This window comes from Pseudomonas sp. ERMR1:02 (genome assembly GCF_002277815.1).
Lineage (GTDB): Bacteria > Pseudomonadota > Gammaproteobacteria > Pseudomonadales > Pseudomonadaceae > Aquipseudomonas.
In genome coordinates this window covers 57985-73015 of record NZ_NKJI01000013.1, presented here as the reverse complement: position 1 = coordinate 73015, position 15031 = coordinate 57985, and the positions used below count along the sequence as shown (strand labels likewise).

The window sequence follows — 15031 nt, the reverse complement described above, 5'->3', positions numbered from 1 at the left end:
GAGCATGCTCGCTCCTACAGGGGATCGTGGTGAGAGGAGGATTCATGAGTAATGAAAAGTACGAAAAGGGCTTGAAGATTCGTACCCAGGTGCTGGGCGAAGCTTATGTGAACCGTTCCATCGAGAACGCCGACGACTTCACCCGCCCATTGCAGGAGATGGTCACCGAGTATTGCTGGGGCCATGTCTGGGGGCGTGAAGGTTTGTCGCTCAAGGAACGCAGCATGATCAACCTGGCCATGATCTCGGCCCTCAACCGCCCGCACGAACTCAAGCTGCATGTGCGCGGCGCCTTGCGTAACGGCTTGAGTCGTGAGCAAATACGCGAAATTCTGCTTCAGGTCGGCATTTATTGTGGCGTTCCCGCGGCCGTGGACAGCTTCCGCCTGGCCCGTGAAGCCTTCGCCGAAGCCGATGCCGAGGCCTCCAGTTAACCCAGCCACCTTTAGAGCGTACCCCATGAAACGCCTGCCACTCGACGACAGCTTCAAGGTCAATCGCAACCCCGTTACCCTGCGCGAAATCGTGCTGGATAAACTGCGAAGCGCCATCATGAACTTCCAGCTTATGCCGGGAGACCGTCTGGTCGAGCGCGATCTGTGCGAGCGTCTTGGCGTGAGCCGCACATCGGTACGCGAAGCCTTGCGTCACCTGGAGTCCGAAGGTCTGGTGGAGTTCGCCGACGCCAAGGGCCCGCGAGTCGCCATCATCACCCTGGCCGATGCCGTCGACATCTACGAACTGCGTTGCGTGCTCGAAGGCCTGATCGTCCAGTTGTTCACCCTGCGTGCCAAGGCCAAGGACATCAAAGCCCTGGAAAAAGCCCTCGAGGAAAACCGCCAGGCGCTCAAGGAAGGTGAACTGCAGCAAGTCATCGATTCGGTGCAAGGTTTCTACGACGTCCTGCTCGAAGGCTCCGGCAACCACGTCGCGGCCACTCAGCTGCGTCAGTTGCAGGCACGGATCAGCTACTTGCGCGCGACCTCGGTGTCCCAGGAAAACCGCCGTGGCGCGAGCAACCAGGAAATGGAACGCATGGTCGAGGCGATCAAGAGCGGTGATCCGCTTGCAGCACACCAGGCTTGCGTCGACCACGTCCGCGCCGCCGCCGCCGTCGCCCTTGATTATCTCAAGCGCAAGCAGGAAGAGACAGGGGCGATTCCCGAGATCACCCAGCCCATCGCTCTTAAAGAGCCACGCATAGGACGTTGATCATGACCCGCCCGAGCTTTTGTCCAAAGTGCGGCAGCAATGACCTCAAGTCACAGCTACCGCCGGGCGATACGCACGAGCGCCTGATGTGCCGCGACTGCGGTTACATCCACTACGTCAATCCGAAAATCATTGCCGGCTGCATCATCGAGCAGGACGGCAAGTATTTGCTGTGCCAGCGCGCGATCCCGCCGCGTCCCGGCACCTGGACGCTGCCGGCGGGCTTCATGGAAGCCGGCGAAACCACCGAACAGGCGGCGTTGCGTGAAGTCTGGGAAGAAAGCGGCGTACGCGGGGAAATCCTCTCGCCCTACTCGATCTTCAGCGTGCCGAAGATCAGCGAGGTGTACATCATCTTCCGCGCCATCGCCCTGGAAATCACCGGCCAGTTCGGACCGGAAACCCTCGACTACAAATTCTTCGCGCCCGAGGACATTCCTTGGGACAGCATCTATTACCCGGCGATCCGGCAGATTCTTGAGCGTTATATAGAGGAACGCCAGGCCGGGGTGTATGGCATTTACATTGGCAATGATGACAGCGGGAAGATTCACTTCATTCGCTAAAGCGCAGACCCCCTGTAGGAGCGAGCCTGTAGCGGTCCAGTTTTTTGGACCATTCTGTAGGAGTTTTTAGGCCGCCTGCTGCTCAAACAAAGCAGGCGGCAGATTATTCGAAGCGGTGTGACAACGGCGATGGTTGTAATGGGATATAAAATCCATCACGTCCTTCTCCGCCTCGAAATGGTTTTGATACCCGTTTTCGGGCATCCAGTCATGCTTCAACGTTCTGAAATAACGCTCAACTACAGCATTGTCCCAGCAATTACCCCGCCGACTCACACTATGGACGATCCGTTTTTCCTCCAGGCATGTCGTAAATCGATTAGAGGTGTATTGGCACCCTTGATCTGAGTGGAATAACAGCTGGGGCATTGGGCGACGCAGCGCAACTGCCAGCTCCAGTGCTTTAATAGACAGATCCGTGTCGGCCGTTCGTGAGCAAGCCCATCCCACGATTCTGCGTGAAAAAAGATCCATCACTACTGCCAGATACAGCCAACTTTCTTTCACCTTGATGTAGGTGATGTCGCCTGCCCAGAGTGTGTTCGGCTGAATCGGGTTGAACCGACGATCAAGTATGTTCGGTGCCGTCACTTCAGGTTTAGTGGAGCGCCGATAGTGGACATAACGGGGCCGGCGCCTGGTAAGCCCAAGGGCGCTTATCAAGGAGCGCATTCGATAACGCCCGATAGAAACACCATCTTTTCTCAGCTCCTTGGATAAGCCGCGAGCACCCAGCGCTGCACGATGTTCCTTATGCAGCTCCCGAATTTTCAGCTCAAGATTCTTGTCGATAACACGAGGCGGCGTAGGCTTACGTTTCGCGTAAAAGCTACTGCGAGGTAAGCCCAAGACCGAGCACATACGTCGAATCGACATTGCCCCTCTAACGCCATCAATCACTTGGTTCGACTGAACAGAACCTTCAGATGAGAGGGCAATTGCTTTTTTAACACTTGGTTCTCGGCCTCGAGCAGCGCCAACTTTGCCTGCAATGACTCGATCAGATCCTGATCCTGGGGCCGGGGGAGCTGCATGAGCCCCGCATGTTCCCGGCGCCAGTGCAGAACCCACCGGCGTAAAGCTGTGGGGCCCACTCCCGTAAGCTCACAGGCTTGAGGTATGGAGCATTTCATCTCGACAACCAAGCGAATGGCTTCTGCTTTTTCCTCGGCGTTAACAACCCGATATCCCATGATGCTTCCTTAGGTCGATACTCCTACATCATGGTCCAAAATCATTGAGCCACAACAGCCTGCTCGCGATGGGCTTCAGGGCACCGCGGGGCATCTGACGGCCCGCGTTATCGTTGGCCTCCATCGCGAGCAGGCTCGCTCCTACAGGTAACGGGTAGCGGTCCATCAGGCTGGCGCCACACCCTCGACGATGACGATCTGCGCCTGCCCCGCTCCATCTCGGTGGCGTTTGGCTTCCTGATATTCCTCTGACCGATAACACGCCAGCGCCTGCTCATACGAGTCGAACTCAATCACCACATTGCGCTGCGCCGCAGGCCCGCCTTCCAGCGCCTCGCAACGCCCACCCCGAGCCAGCATTCGCCCGCCGTACAACGCGAAGGCCGCCGGCGCCCGCTGCGTGTATTGGCTGTATTGATCGGGGTCGGTGACATCCACGTGAGCAATCCAGTAAGCCTTCATAGTGACCTCTTTGCTGATTTTGTATTATGGTATACCACAATACAATTCCATCAAACACTGAGAATCCAGCATGGCCTTCAACACCATCGAAGAAATCATCGAAGATTATCGCCTCGGCAAAATGGTACTCCTGGTAGATGACGAGGACCGGGAAAACGAAGGCGATCTGCTGCTGGCGGCTGATTGTTGCAGCGCCCAAGCCATCAGCTTCATGGCCCGGGAAGCCCGCGGCCTGATCTGCCTTACCTTGACTGACGAACATTGCCAGCGCCTCGGTCTGGAGCAAATGGTGCCGAGCAACGGTAGCGTGTTCAGCACCGCGTTCACTGTGTCGATCGAGGCGGCCATCGGTGTGACCACCGGCATCTCCGCCGCCGACCGGGCGCGCACCGTGGCTGCCGCCGTCGCTCATGGGGCCGGCCCTGCCGATATTGTGCAACCGGGCCACATCTTTCCATTGCGCGCCAAGGAAGGCGGCGTACTGACCCGCGCCGGTCATACCGAGGCCGGTTGCGATCTGGCACGCCTGGCCGGCTTCACCCCGGCGTCAGTGATCGTCGAAGTCATGAACGACGACGGCACCATGGCCCGTCGCCCGGATCTGGAAGTGTTCGCGCGCAAGCACGGAATCAAGATCGGCACCATTGCCGACCTGATTCACTATCGCCTGAGCACCGAACACACCGTCGTACGCATCGGCGAACGTGAGCTGCCTACGGTGCATGGCACCTTTCGTCTGATCACCTTTGAGGATCGCATCGAGGGCGGTGTCCACATGGCAATGGTCATGGGCGACCTGCGCCGCGATGAAGCGACGCTGGTGCGGGTGCATGTGATCGATCCGCTGCGCGATCTGGTGGGTGCCGAATATAGCGGCCCGTCCAACTGGACATTGTGGGCCGCGTTGCAGCGTGTCGCCGAAGAAGGTCGCGGCGTGGTGGTGGTGCTGGCCAATCACGAATCCTCGCAAGCGCTGCTGGAACGTGTACCGCAATTGACTCAACCACCACGGCAATTCAGTCGTTCGCAATCGCGGATCTATTCAGAAGTGGGGACCGGCGCGCAGATCCTGCAAAACCTCGGCGTCGGCAAGCTGCGGCATCTGGGGCCACCGCTGAAATATGCGGGATTGACCGGGTATGACCTGGAAGTCGTGGAGAGCATCCCGTTTACCGGGTAAATGGAAATTCCCCCTGTAGGAGTGAGCCTGCTCGCGATAGCCACATGACAGTCGACACTGATATCGCCTGACAGGGCCCCATCGCGAGCAGGCTCACTCCTACAGGGGAATGTTGAAGGCTCAAAAAAACCAGTTTCGCCTGATAGCCGGTAAGGCAAAGTGCTTGCAGAAAGTTTGGAATACCATAATATGATATTCCATAGACCGGACAGTCACAGCGACTCGATGGACCTACTGCTCCCGATAGGCGGGCACTGAAAGCCCCGCTCATAAACACAACAATGAGGGCGTGAAAATGGTGTTGAACAAACGTGTATCCGCAGTGCTGTTTGCGGGTCTGCTCAGCGTGACCAGCCAGGCGTTGATGGCAGCCGAAAGCGTCAACTTCGTCAGCTGGGGCGGTAGCACTCAGGATGCGCAGAAGCAGGCCTGGGCCGATCCGTTCAGCAAATCCAGCGGCATCACCGTGGTTCAGGACGGCCCGACCGACTACGGCAAACTCAAGGCCATGGTCGAAAGCGGCAACGTGCAGTGGGACGTGGTCGACGTCGAAGCCGATTTCGCCTTGCGCGCCGCTTCCGAAGGCTTGCTCGAGCCTCTCGATTTCAAGGTGATCGAGCGCGACAAGATCGACCCACGGTTTGTCTCCGATCACGGTGTCGGCTCGTTCTTCTTCTCCTTCGTCCTCGGCTACAACGAAAGCAAGCTCGGCGCCAGCAAACCTCAGGATTGGTCCGCGTTGTTCGACACCAAGACCTACCCCGGCAAACGCGCCCTCTACAAATGGCCAAGCCCTGGCGTGCTGGAACTGGCGCTGCTGGCCGATGGCGTAGCCGCCGACAAGCTCTATCCGCTGGACCTGGACCGCGCCTTCAAGAAACTCGACACCATCAAGAAAGACATTGTCTGGTGGGGCGGCGGTGCCCAGTCGCAACAGCTGCTGGCCTCCGGTGAAGCGAGCATGGGTCAGTTCTGGAACGGCCGGATTCACGCCCTGCAAGAAGACGGTGCCCCGTCGGTGTGAGCTGGAAACAGAACCTGGTCATGGCCGACATTCTGGTCATTCCAAAAGGCTCGAAGAACAAGGACGCGGCGATGAAGTTCCTGGCCAATGCCAGCAGCGCCAAGGGACAGGCCGACTTCTCCAACCTGACCGCCTACGCCCCGGTCAACGTCGACAGCGTGGCGCGCCTGGATTCGGTGCTGGCGCCTAACCTGCCGACTGCCTACGCCAAGGATCAAATCACTCTCGACTTCGCGTACTGGGCCAAGAACGGTCCGGCCATCGCGACACGGTGGAACGAATGGCTGGTCAAATGAAAATGACGGCAACCGCGCCTCGTCAATCCTCGGCCACCGGGAGCGCCATTGGCGCTGCCGGTTCGGCCTCCGTCAAGGCCGCTGCGATGACGAACTCGCCGACGCTGGCACAGCGCTGGCGTGGTTCGAGCAACCTGATCCCTGCCCTGCTGTTCCTCGGCCTGTTTTTCCTGGCACCGCTGATTGGTCTACTGCTTCGCGGCGTGCTGGAGCCTGTGCCTGGCCTGGGCAACTACGAGCAACTGTTCGCCAACTCGGCCTACGCGCGGGTCTTGCTCAACACCTTCTCGGTAGCCGGCCTGGTGACGGTGTTCAGCCTGCTGCTGGGCTTTCCGCTGGCGTGGGCGATCACCCTGGTGCCGCGCGGCTGGGGTCGATGGATTCTGAGCATCGTGCTGCTGTCGATGTGGACCAGCCTCCTGGCCCGCACCTATTCCTGGCTGGTGCTGTTGCAAGCTTCCGGGGTGATCAACAAGGCGCTGATGGCCATGGGCATCATCGATCAGCCGCTGGAAATGGTGCATAACCTCACCGGCGTGGTGATCGGCATGAGCTACATCATGATCCCGTTCATCGTGCTGCCGTTGCAGGCGACCATGCAGGCGATCGACCCGATGATCCTACAGGCAGGTTCGATCTGCGGCGCCAGCCCGTGGACCAACTTCTTCCGGGTGTTCCTGCCGCTGTGTCGGCCGGGGCTGTTCTCCGGCGGGTTGATGGTGTTCGTGATGTCCCTCGGTTACTACGTCACCCCGGCCCTGCTGGGCGGGGCGCAGAACATGATGCTGCCCGAATTCATCATTCAGCAGGTGCAGTCGTTCCTCAACTGGGGACTGGCGAGCGCCGGTGCCGCATTGCTGATCGTCATTACCCTGGTGTTGTTCTACTTCTACCTGAAGCTCCAGCCGGAATCCCCGGTTGGCGCCAGCAACGCGAGGTAAGCCGTCATGCTCCTGACCCCCAATGCCATGAGCCGCCGGATGCGCTTGGGCCTGTATGCCACCACCGGGCTGATCGGTCTGTTCCTGCTGCTGCCGATCGTGTTCATCGTGCTGCTTTCATTCGGATCGTCGCAATGGCTGGTGTTCCCGCCACCGGGCTGGACGATGAAATGGTACGTCCAGTTCTTCTCCAACGCCGACTGGATGAACGCGGCCATGGCCAGCCTCAAGGTCGCGGTGCTAACCACGATCTTCGCCGTGGCGTTGGGCCTGCCGACCGCTTTTGCACTGGTACGCGGCCGCTTCCCTGGCCGGGAAATGCTTTACGGTCTGTTCACCCTGCCGATGATCGTGCCGCTGGTGATCATCGCGGTAGCGGTGTATGCGCTGTTTCTCAAGCTGGGGTACACCGGGACGATGTTCGCGTTCGTGGTCAGCCATGTGATTGTTGCGTTGCCATTCACCATCATCTCGATCATCAACTCGCTGAAGCTGTTCGATCAGTCGATCGAAGACGCGGCGGTGATCTGCGGCGCGTCACGACTGCAAGCGGTGTTCAAGGTGACCTTTCCGGCAATTCGTCCGGGCATGGTCGCCGGCGCCCTCTTCGCCTTCCTCGTGTCTTGGGATGAAGTGGTGCTGAGCGTGATGATGGCCAGCCCGACCCTGCAAACCCTTCCCGTGAAAATGTGGACCACTCTGCGCCAGGATCTGACGCCCGTGATCGCCGTCGCTTCGACGCTGCTGATCGGCCTCTCGATTTTGGTCATGGTCATCGCCGCAGCCTTGCGCCGGCGCAACGAAATCAGCGCCTGAGCGCCCAGGAGTACAACATGAGTGCAGTGATCAAAGATTCCGCTCAACAGAACGACCAACCGCTGGTGAGCCTGCGCAACCTGAACAAGTACTACGGCGATTTTGCCGCCGTGGACGACATTTCGCTGGACATCAAGGACGGTGAATTCCTGACCTTCCTCGGCTCCAGCGGCTCCGGCAAAAGCACCACCCTGTCGATGCTCGCCGGCTTCGAAACCCCGAGCAGCGGCGAGATCCTGGTCAACGGCCAGTCGCTGGTCAATGTGCCGCCGCACAAGCGCGATATCGGCATGGTGTTTCAGCGCTACTCGCTGTTTCCGCACCTTTCTGTGCGCGACAACATCGCCTTCCCGTTGCAGATTCGCAAACTCGCCAGCGCTGAGCGCGAACGCCGGGTCGATGCGATGCTCAAGCTGGTTCAGCTTGAGCAATTTGCCCATCGCCGCCCTTCACAACTCTCCGGCGGCCAGCAACAGCGTGTGGCCATCGCCCGGGCGCTGGTCTATGAGCCACGTATTCTGCTGATGGACGAACCCCTCGGCGCGCTGGACAAAAAACTGCGTGAAGACTTGCAGGATGAACTGCGTCAACTGCATCGGCGCCTGGGCATCACCATCGTCTACGTGACCCACGACCAGGAAGAAGCCATGCGCTTGTCCCAGCGCATTGCAATCTTCAGCCACGGCAAGATTGTCGGTTTGGGCAGCGGCTACGACCTGTACCAGAACCCGCCGAATGCCTTTGTCGCTTCGTTCCTGGGCAACTCGAACTTCCTCAAGCTCAAGGCCCAGGGCAATGCGGTGGCTGCGTTTGAGGGGCAGGCGCTGTCGATTCGCCTGACTGCCGGGCTACACACTGATCAGGATGTGCTGCTGATGGTGCGTCCGGAAAAAGCTTTGGCACTGAGTGTCGAGCAAGCAGCTCAGGAACCGCTGGCCGCTGGCTGGAATGAAGTCTCGGCCAAGGTTGTGGAGGTGTTGTTTCTTGGGGAAAGTCAGACCTGCAGTGTGGTGACTACCGGTGGTACTTCGATGACGGTCAAGGCGTTGTCCGCCGCTGGAATGCCGCTCAAGGCGGGTGATCCGGTGCGGGTACGCTGGGCTACTGCTGATGCCTGCGTTTATACCGAATGGGCTGAGAGTGATTTGAACAAGGCTGCTGGGGCGCATTGATTTTTTGCGGTCCATGCCAGTGGATCGCTTGTTATGTGTCACCCTCGGGTCGCCGCAACGTCGGGTTGCGGTGGCCTTTTTTCCGCCTGTGCCTGCGCCTGCTAGCAAAGGCTTTGGGTCACGCGAGCTGGACTTTGAGTGGTGTACATATCCATTGCTGCGGTAACGGCTACTGGCGGTTTCGCTCTTACAGCGAGTCACTTGGAAAAGCCCCAAGTAACCAAGGGCTCTTGCCCCACCACTCGGTGCCTCGCTTGGGCTCGGCATGCCCTCACTCCGGCATTGCTCCGTGGGCCGCCGCGATGGGCCATCCTTGGCCCAGCGCGGCTAACCCGGCGTCCTGCCGGGTTACCCACGGAGCAATGCCTGCGTTCGGCCATCGTGGTTTAACGGGGCGCCAGGATCAAAAACCAAAGCGAGGCGGCCTGACAGCCGACCTGACTTTGACAGATGCCGTGATCCCCCGTAGGAGCGATGCTTGCTCGCGAAGGACGTCAACGATAACGCGCCCTTTCTGGATGATCGCGTTGTCTGGACGTTTTTCGCGAGCAAGCATCGCTCCTACAGGGGAATGAGCACCCGCAAAAATCAGGTCGGCTTTAAGGCCGCCTCGCTTTTGCTCTGGCTTTTGATCTGCCGTGCCCCGTCGGAAGGCCGAGTGGAGGTTCTGCGCAGTGGGCAACCCGGCATGGATGCCGGGTTAGCCGCGCACGGCCATGGATGGCCGATCGCGGCGGGCCCACGGAGCAGGACCGGAGCGAGGGAACCCTGAGCCTAAGCGAAGGGCCGTACGTCAGGGGATAGAGCGTTTGGTTACTTGGCGCTGTTCCAAGTGACCCGCCGTCAGGGCGGAACCATAAGTCGCCGTTACCGTAGAAATGGATATGTACCCAAAACAAAAAAATCCCGCCCAGAAACACCCAGGCGGGATACGCTTACTCAACCAACTTAGGCAATCGGAATCAACGGATCCGCAGCAGCCCACGCAGCGTCACGATCTGCCGGCGGATAAATCCACACAGTGTTGATCTGCGTCTTGAGCTCCTTGCCCTCCTGCTTGATCAGCTTGACCTGGCGATCCCACCCTTCGGTGTAGACCGCACCCCACGCGCCCAGATCCAGGCAGGTGACGTATTTAGGCTGGCTGTACGGCGTCGGCTCCACACCGAGTATCTGCGCAGCCACGTTGTTACCGGCATGACGGCCCAACACAATGGCGTGCTGGCAGGTCATCAGCGCGTAGTTACCGATGTCATCGCAGGCCGCATAAGCAACGTCGCCGGTGGCGAAGATGTCGTCCTGACCGATCACTTTCATGTGCGCATCAACATGCAGGCGGCCCATGCGATCGCGCTCTGCGGGGATCTGCTCGGTCAGCGAACTGGCGCGAACCCCAGTGGTCCAGACCACGGTTTTGGCATCGATACGCTGACCATCGGACAAGGTCACACCGTTTTCATCGACGGCGACAACCGAGGCTTTCAAGTGCCATTTCACGCCGGTTTCGATACTGGCTTCAGCGATTTTTTCCGCGATTTCAGGGCCCATGGAACCTCCCACCTTGTCGCCGCGATCAACGATGATCACGTTGAAGTCCACGCGATCACCCAGGATGGCGCGTAGACGGGTCGGCATCTCAGTCGCCGTTTCGATCCCGGTGAAGCCACCACCGGCAACCACTACGGTATTACGGGCCTGGCTTTCTGGCTGGCTGGCCAGGGATTTGAGGTGGTTTTCCAGGCGCACGGCTTGTTCGATCTGATCGACGTCAAAGGCATGTTCAGACACACCCGGGGTGTCAGGCAGTGCAAGGCGGCTGCCAGTGGCCAGAACGAGTTTGTCGTAGATGACGACTTGCTTGTTGCCCGAAGCATCAATGTAGCCAACACGTTTTTGCGCAACGTCGATGGTCTCGGCGGCGCCCTTGATGAAGTTCACGCCGACCGCATCCAACAGCTCGCCGATTGGAGCGGCCAGTTGGTGGGCGTTCGGCTCATAAAAGCGCGGGCGTACCCGCAGCTCCGCCTGAGGAGCCAGCACCGTCACGTCAAAGTCATTGTGAGCGTGAATGTCGAACAGACGCGTGGCGCTCAAAGCGGTCCACATGCCACCAAAACCTGCGCCGATTACCAAGATGTGCTGTTTCATTTTTAACTCCAGGGAAGAACGAGGCATTGAATTTTGTTTAGGGGCCAGTGGCGCGACTTTCTTTTGGAAAGCGCTACTCGCTGTCGACCTGACAACGGCGACTATATTGATCCGAGTTATGTACCGCAACGGATTTTTTTCAATGGTTGCCATCGATCAAATCGATACCCTTGAAAACAAGCATCAAACCCTTTTCGTCAAAGGCCTTCTTGAGAAATGAAAAAGCAGGACCTATCGTTGTCCAGCTAACGGCCAGCTGCTATTATTTGCGACAACATTAGTCGGAGATTCAAATGGCTCTTTACAGCGCAGGCGTCGAGTACGGCCTTCACTGCCTGACTTTCCTGGTGGGCAATTGCGGCGACACCCGCGAAGCAAGCGTGCGCGACCTTGCCGAGCTGCAAGGCGTGCCTCTGGATTATCTGGCGAAAATCTTCACCAAACTGGCCAAGGCAAAACTGGTGGTGGCCACCGAGGGCGTGCGCGGTGGCTTCAAGCTGGCCCGGCCGGCGGACGAAATCACCCTGCTGGATATCGTCAACGCTATCGACGGGCGCAAGGCAATTTTCGAATGTCGGGATATTCGCGGGCGTTGCGCGTTGTTTGAAGGCCAGACACCGGAATGGGCGCTGGACGGGCTGTGCTCGATCCATGCTGCGATGCTGAATGCGCAGAAACGCATGGAAGAGGCCCTGGCCCAGCAGACCATTCTGGACATCGCCCGAAGGGTCGGGCGCAAAGCCCCGGCGGAATTCGGCGCGAAGTTGGAAGACTGGATGAATGATCGCCGGGAAAAGAAAGGCACCGGGAGTACACAGACGAGTGACGATCAGCTCATCCAGGTCACCGAAATCGGCGACTGAATGCTACAGGCAGTCCCGCACCGCCTTGCGCATTGCCCCTGACTTTGCCCAAGGCGGCCCTTGGTACAGCGAAACCTGGCTGCCTTCCTTCCACTTCACAATGTCCAGAATTTCATCGGCCGTGATGATGCTGGGCGCGGTGAGCCGGTAGCCGTTGGAAATCGACGTTTGAGTCGTGTTGGATATCTCTTTCTGCCACGCGGGCAATACGCATGCGGCCAATTCTTTTGGTGGTTTTTCACTGTGCTTGCTGACATTCGGCTCGCCTGGCACTAATGAAGCGGGGAGCGAACACCCCGTCAGCAACGCCAATACCACTCCCCCCATCAACATCCGACTCTGCATGAAGCGTCCTTAATCCTGAAAAAATAAAATGTAGCCTGTCGCCGCCCGGACATCCATGGATTTCACCGGACGTCAGCGACTGGCGTTGTTGTCACCGGGTTCCGGAGGTCACCGTTCGTTCAAATAGGCCGTCCACCGTTCGTAGGCTTCATGCTGCCATTGGCTGACCCGCTCCCATTCCGGCCCGCTGAGCTGGTGTTCGCTAATGAGTTTCATCATTTCGCTGGTGGCCGCATCCAGATCGGCATTCAGCTCATGGGCACGCGCTCTGAAGTCATCGGTTGTGGTCATTTTGAACTCCCCCTGCCCTGGCGAAAAATCTGTACTTCACTACGACAGCGAATTTTCCAGATCGCGCAAATTTCCCGACCAAAGGAAGTGGCAACGGATCAGACGAACACAACGCCCCGCTGCGCAAATGGGTCTAAAATTTCGTAGCTGCAGTGTTACAGGAGGTCATCATGTGGCTTAACGAATCGGAACAAACGCTTCGGCGCGACCTGCAAGGGCTTGCGTCGGATCTGCGGTGGTCGGCGGTAGAACTTCTGCGCATAGCGCAACAACTGCGCCAGGGCGGAAATGATGTCGATGCACAAGCCGTGCAGAGGTTGTGCGACTTGTTCCAGGGCGATGAAGAACGGTTGCTGGGCTATGCCGAAGAAGTGAAAGCCAAGGTCATCAGCCGAAACAAAGCTGAGTAAACAGGAGCGCGGCCATGAACAAGTCTCTGTCCATATTCGTCATGACATTGACGGCGCTGGCAGGCTGCAGCACCGACTCGCATGTCTTTCGTGACCAGCCGCTGGTGGCCAAGGTCGAGACCGGCATGAGCAAGGAGCAAGTCCAGCAAATCGGCGGCCCGCCGTTGGCGGTAAGCGACCGCACTGTCGAAGCCGGCACTTGTTTTGACTACAAATTGACTCAGCCCGGCCATCAGCAAACTTACGCGGTCAGCTTCGACAGCCGCGCAAAGGTCGATCACAAGAGTTTCATGACCTGCGCCGAATGGAGTAACGCCCAGCAAAAGGCCAGAGAACCCTCCCACTCCAGTGGCGGCGGTGGGTACTAGCGGCTTTGTGTATGTGTAGGAGCGAGCTCGCTCGCGAAAAACGCATGGACAACGCGCTCCTTGAAACAGCACGCGTTATCGTTGGCGTCCATCGCGAGCAAGCTTGCTCCTACAACAACGATCGGGTTACTGACTGCGCGTCTGCTTGCTCGACCGCGCCTTATAGCCAGGAAGAGATGCCGCAAACGCCAGGGCTTCTTCTCGACTACCAAATGACCCAAGCCGATCACCTTTGGTGCAGACCCGCCATGGTCCGCTGTTCACGCTGAGTACGTCATAACCGTTCATGTGCATTTTATTCAGCATCGGAACACTCATGGTCACCTCCCTCCGGGATGATATCCAAAACTAGCGTCCTACCTTACACCCACCCTTCGCCAAAATGCCGACCAGACATCGTGTCAGAATTTCGGCATTCGATTGCACTTTCAGGCATTTCAACAGCTCCAAACAGCCAAATACTGGCGAAATCAGCCCGGCGCGAATATTGCAGTTTTATTAAGGATTTATGACAGACAGCAATCGGATAAGACATGAAAGTACGCGCAACCGTCATTTGCGAGCAGGACCGGCACATTCTCCTGGTGCGCAAACCGAGATGCCGCTGGACATTGCCCGGTGGCAAGGTCGAGCCCGGTGAAACCACGGCAGGCGCCGCCACGCGCGAGCTGCTGGAAGAAACCGGGCTTGAGGTTGATGACATGCTGTACCTGATGGAGCTGGAAACGGGGGGTACCCGTCACCACGTCTACGAGGCCTCCGTGATTAATCTGGATCAAGCGCGGCCACAAAACGAAATCTTCGATTGCATCTGGTATCCGCTGGATGCGGTGCAGAACCTGAACACCAGCGACGCCACGCTCAGGATCGTCAGAGCATTCCAGCGTCGCTTGTAGTCCCGAGGCCTCAGCCCTGATCGCCGCCACCGACCGGCATGACCATGCCGGTGATGTAAGACGCTTCGTCACTGGCCAGAAACAGAATAGCGCCTGCTTGCTCATCCAGCGTGCCGTAACGCTTCATCAAACTGCTGTCGAGCGTCTGGTCGACGATCTGCTGATACCAGACTTTCTCTTGTGCGCTCTGCTCGGCGCTGTTGCGCGGAATGACCCGCGGCGGCGCTTCGGTGCCACCGGGCGCGGTGGCATTGACCCGCACGCCACGACCGGCGGTTTCGAAGGCCAGGCAAGCTGTCAGTGCATTCACGCCGCCCTTCGCCGCGCCGTACGGCACGCGATTGACACTGCGAGTGGCGATGGACGACACGTTGACGATCGCGCCACTGCCCTGCTCCAGCATGAATGGCAACGCGGCGTGGCAGCACCACAACGTCGGGAACAGCGAACGGCGAACTTCGGCTTCGATCTGCGACGCCTCGTAATGCTCGAACGGCTTGGCCCAGATCGTGCCGCCGACGTTATTGACCAGCACATCGAGCCGACCGAAGTGCTCGACGGCGGTTTGCATCACCCGGCTGCACTCTTCGTACTGCTCAAGGTCAGCGGTTAGCGCCAGGACCTGGCTACCCTGGCCCAATTCCTTCTGCACCTCGAACACCAGTTCGGAGCGATCGACAAGAATCAACTTCGCCCCTTCAGCGGCCATGCGCTCGGCAACGCGCCGGCCGATTCCTTGGGCGGCTCCGGTGATCAGCGCGACTTTTCCGTGAAATCTGTTCATGTGTACCTCGTGACGACGGATGCCCATAAACCTGTAGGAGCGAGCCTGCTCGCGATGGTCGTTA

General features: G+C 58.7%; 19 protein-coding genes and 1 pseudogene. 12 read left to right on the top strand and 8 right to left on the bottom strand.

The annotated features are described in order from the left end of the window. Positions 1–44: 44 nt before the first annotated feature. From CES87_RS21560 to CES87_RS21550, 3 genes are read left to right on the top strand one after another with little or no spacing between them, the layout of a single operon-like run. Positions 45–434 (top strand): carboxymuconolactone decarboxylase family protein, encoded by a 390-nt coding sequence (locus CES87_RS21560; protein WP_008059553.1) that lies wholly within the window; start codon positions 45–47, stop codon positions 432–434. Positions 435–459: 25 nt separating this feature from the next. Continuing rightward, the gene (locus CES87_RS21555) at positions 460–1212 is read left to right on the top strand and encodes a GntR family transcriptional regulator (RefSeq protein ID WP_128607697.1); all 753 of its coding nucleotides are present in this window, start codon (positions 460–462) and stop codon (positions 1210–1212) included. Positions 1213–1214: 2 nt separating this feature from the next. Beyond that, positions 1215–1778 (top strand): NUDIX hydrolase, encoded by a 564-nt coding sequence (locus tag CES87_RS21550; protein WP_128607696.1) that lies wholly within the window; start codon positions 1215–1217, stop codon positions 1776–1778. A 66-nt stretch (positions 1779–1844) separates the two neighbouring features. Here CES87_RS21550 and CES87_RS21545 read toward each other — a convergent pair whose 3' ends face one another. From CES87_RS21545 to CES87_RS21535, 3 genes are all read right to left on the bottom strand, one after another. Continuing rightward, the gene (locus tag CES87_RS21545) at positions 1845–2654 is read right to left on the bottom strand and encodes an IS3 family transposase (protein ID WP_128605045.1); all 810 of its coding nucleotides are present in this window, start codon (positions 2652–2654) and stop codon (positions 1845–1847) included. Positions 2655–2674: 20 nt separating this feature from the next. Beyond that, complete coding sequence (locus CES87_RS21540; RefSeq protein ID WP_128605044.1) at positions 2675–2971, bottom strand: transposase; 297 nt, start codon at positions 2969–2971, stop codon at positions 2675–2677. Positions 2972–3136: 165 nt separating this feature from the next. Further along, positions 3137–3433 carry a DUF1330 domain-containing protein gene (locus CES87_RS21535; RefSeq protein WP_128607695.1) on the bottom strand — a complete coding sequence of 99 codons (297 nt, stop codon included), beginning with the start codon at positions 3431–3433 and terminating at the stop codon, positions 3137–3139. Between the two features lie 70 nt (positions 3434–3503). On the opposite strand from CES87_RS21535, the gene ribBA reads away from it, so the two are divergent. From ribBA to CES87_RS21510, 5 genes and pseudogenes are all read left to right on the top strand, one after another. Then, complete coding sequence (ribBA, locus tag CES87_RS21530; RefSeq protein WP_128607694.1) at positions 3504–4613, top strand: bifunctional 3,4-dihydroxy-2-butanone-4-phosphate synthase/GTP cyclohydrolase II; 1110 nt, start codon at positions 3504–3506, stop codon at positions 4611–4613. A gap of 295 nt (positions 4614–4908) precedes the next feature. Beyond that, positions 4909–5933 (top strand): annotated as a pseudogene (locus CES87_RS21525) (ABC transporter substrate-binding protein). After that, the gene (locus CES87_RS21520) at positions 5930–6874 is read left to right on the top strand and encodes an ABC transporter permease (RefSeq protein WP_178081463.1); all 945 of its coding nucleotides are present in this window, start codon (positions 5930–5932) and stop codon (positions 6872–6874) included. Before CES87_RS21525 ends, CES87_RS21520 begins: the two are co-directional and overlap by 4 nt. Positions 6875–6880: 6 nt before the next feature. Beyond that, positions 6881–7690 (top strand): ABC transporter permease, encoded by an 810-nt coding sequence (locus CES87_RS21515; RefSeq protein WP_128607692.1) that lies wholly within the window; start codon positions 6881–6883, stop codon positions 7688–7690. A gap of 17 nt (positions 7691–7707) precedes the next feature. Continuing rightward, positions 7708–8862 carry an ABC transporter ATP-binding protein gene (locus CES87_RS21510; RefSeq protein WP_128607691.1) on the top strand — a complete coding sequence of 385 codons (1155 nt, stop codon included), beginning with the start codon at positions 7708–7710 and terminating at the stop codon, positions 8860–8862. A gap of 948 nt (positions 8863–9810) precedes the next feature. Here the strand turns inward: CES87_RS21510 and CES87_RS21495 are convergent. Continuing rightward, positions 9811–11010, bottom strand: coding sequence for an NAD(P)/FAD-dependent oxidoreductase (locus CES87_RS21495; RefSeq protein ID WP_128607689.1), 1200 nt, complete (start codon positions 11008–11010; stop codon positions 9811–9813). Positions 11011–11303: 293 nt separating this feature from the next. On the opposite strand from CES87_RS21495, the gene CES87_RS21490 reads away from it, so the two are divergent. Beyond that, positions 11304–11873, top strand: coding sequence for an Rrf2 family transcriptional regulator (locus tag CES87_RS21490; RefSeq protein ID WP_128607688.1), 570 nt, complete (start codon positions 11304–11306; stop codon positions 11871–11873). Positions 11874–11876: 3 nt separating this feature from the next. Here CES87_RS21490 and CES87_RS21485 read toward each other — a convergent pair whose 3' ends face one another. Continuing rightward, complete coding sequence (locus CES87_RS21485) at positions 11877–12218, bottom strand: hypothetical protein (protein WP_128607687.1); 342 nt, start codon at positions 12216–12218, stop codon at positions 11877–11879. A 108-nt stretch (positions 12219–12326) separates the two neighbouring features. Then, positions 12327–12509 carry a hypothetical protein gene (locus tag CES87_RS21480; RefSeq protein ID WP_128607686.1) on the bottom strand — a complete coding sequence of 61 codons (183 nt, stop codon included), beginning with the start codon at positions 12507–12509 and terminating at the stop codon, positions 12327–12329. Between the two features lie 170 nt (positions 12510–12679). On the opposite strand from CES87_RS21480, the gene CES87_RS21475 reads away from it, so the two are divergent. Both CES87_RS21475 and osmE read left to right on the top strand, forming a co-directional pair. Then, the gene (locus CES87_RS21475; protein WP_128607685.1) at positions 12680–12919 is read left to right on the top strand and encodes a hypothetical protein; all 240 of its coding nucleotides are present in this window, start codon (positions 12680–12682) and stop codon (positions 12917–12919) included. A 14-nt stretch (positions 12920–12933) separates the two neighbouring features. Continuing rightward, positions 12934–13287 (top strand): osmotically-inducible lipoprotein OsmE, encoded by a 354-nt coding sequence (osmE, locus tag CES87_RS21470; protein ID WP_128607684.1) that lies wholly within the window; start codon positions 12934–12936, stop codon positions 13285–13287. 126 nt (positions 13288–13413) lie between these two features. Here the strand turns inward: osmE and CES87_RS21465 are convergent, their stop codons facing one another. Then, positions 13414–13605 carry an SPOR domain-containing protein gene (locus CES87_RS21465; protein WP_128607683.1) on the bottom strand — a complete coding sequence of 64 codons (192 nt, stop codon included), beginning with the start codon at positions 13603–13605 and terminating at the stop codon, positions 13414–13416. Positions 13606–13820: 215 nt separating this feature from the next. On the opposite strand from CES87_RS21465, the gene CES87_RS21460 reads away from it, so the two are divergent. Beyond that, positions 13821–14183, top strand: coding sequence for an NUDIX hydrolase (locus CES87_RS21460; RefSeq protein WP_128607682.1), 363 nt, complete (start codon positions 13821–13823; stop codon positions 14181–14183). 10 nt (positions 14184–14193) lie between these two features. Here CES87_RS21460 and CES87_RS21455 read toward each other — a convergent pair whose 3' ends face one another. Next, positions 14194–14967 carry a 1,6-dihydroxycyclohexa-2,4-diene-1-carboxylate dehydrogenase gene (locus CES87_RS21455; protein ID WP_128607681.1) on the bottom strand — a complete coding sequence of 258 codons (774 nt, stop codon included), beginning with the start codon at positions 14965–14967 and terminating at the stop codon, positions 14194–14196. Positions 14968–15031 lie beyond the last annotated feature (64 nt).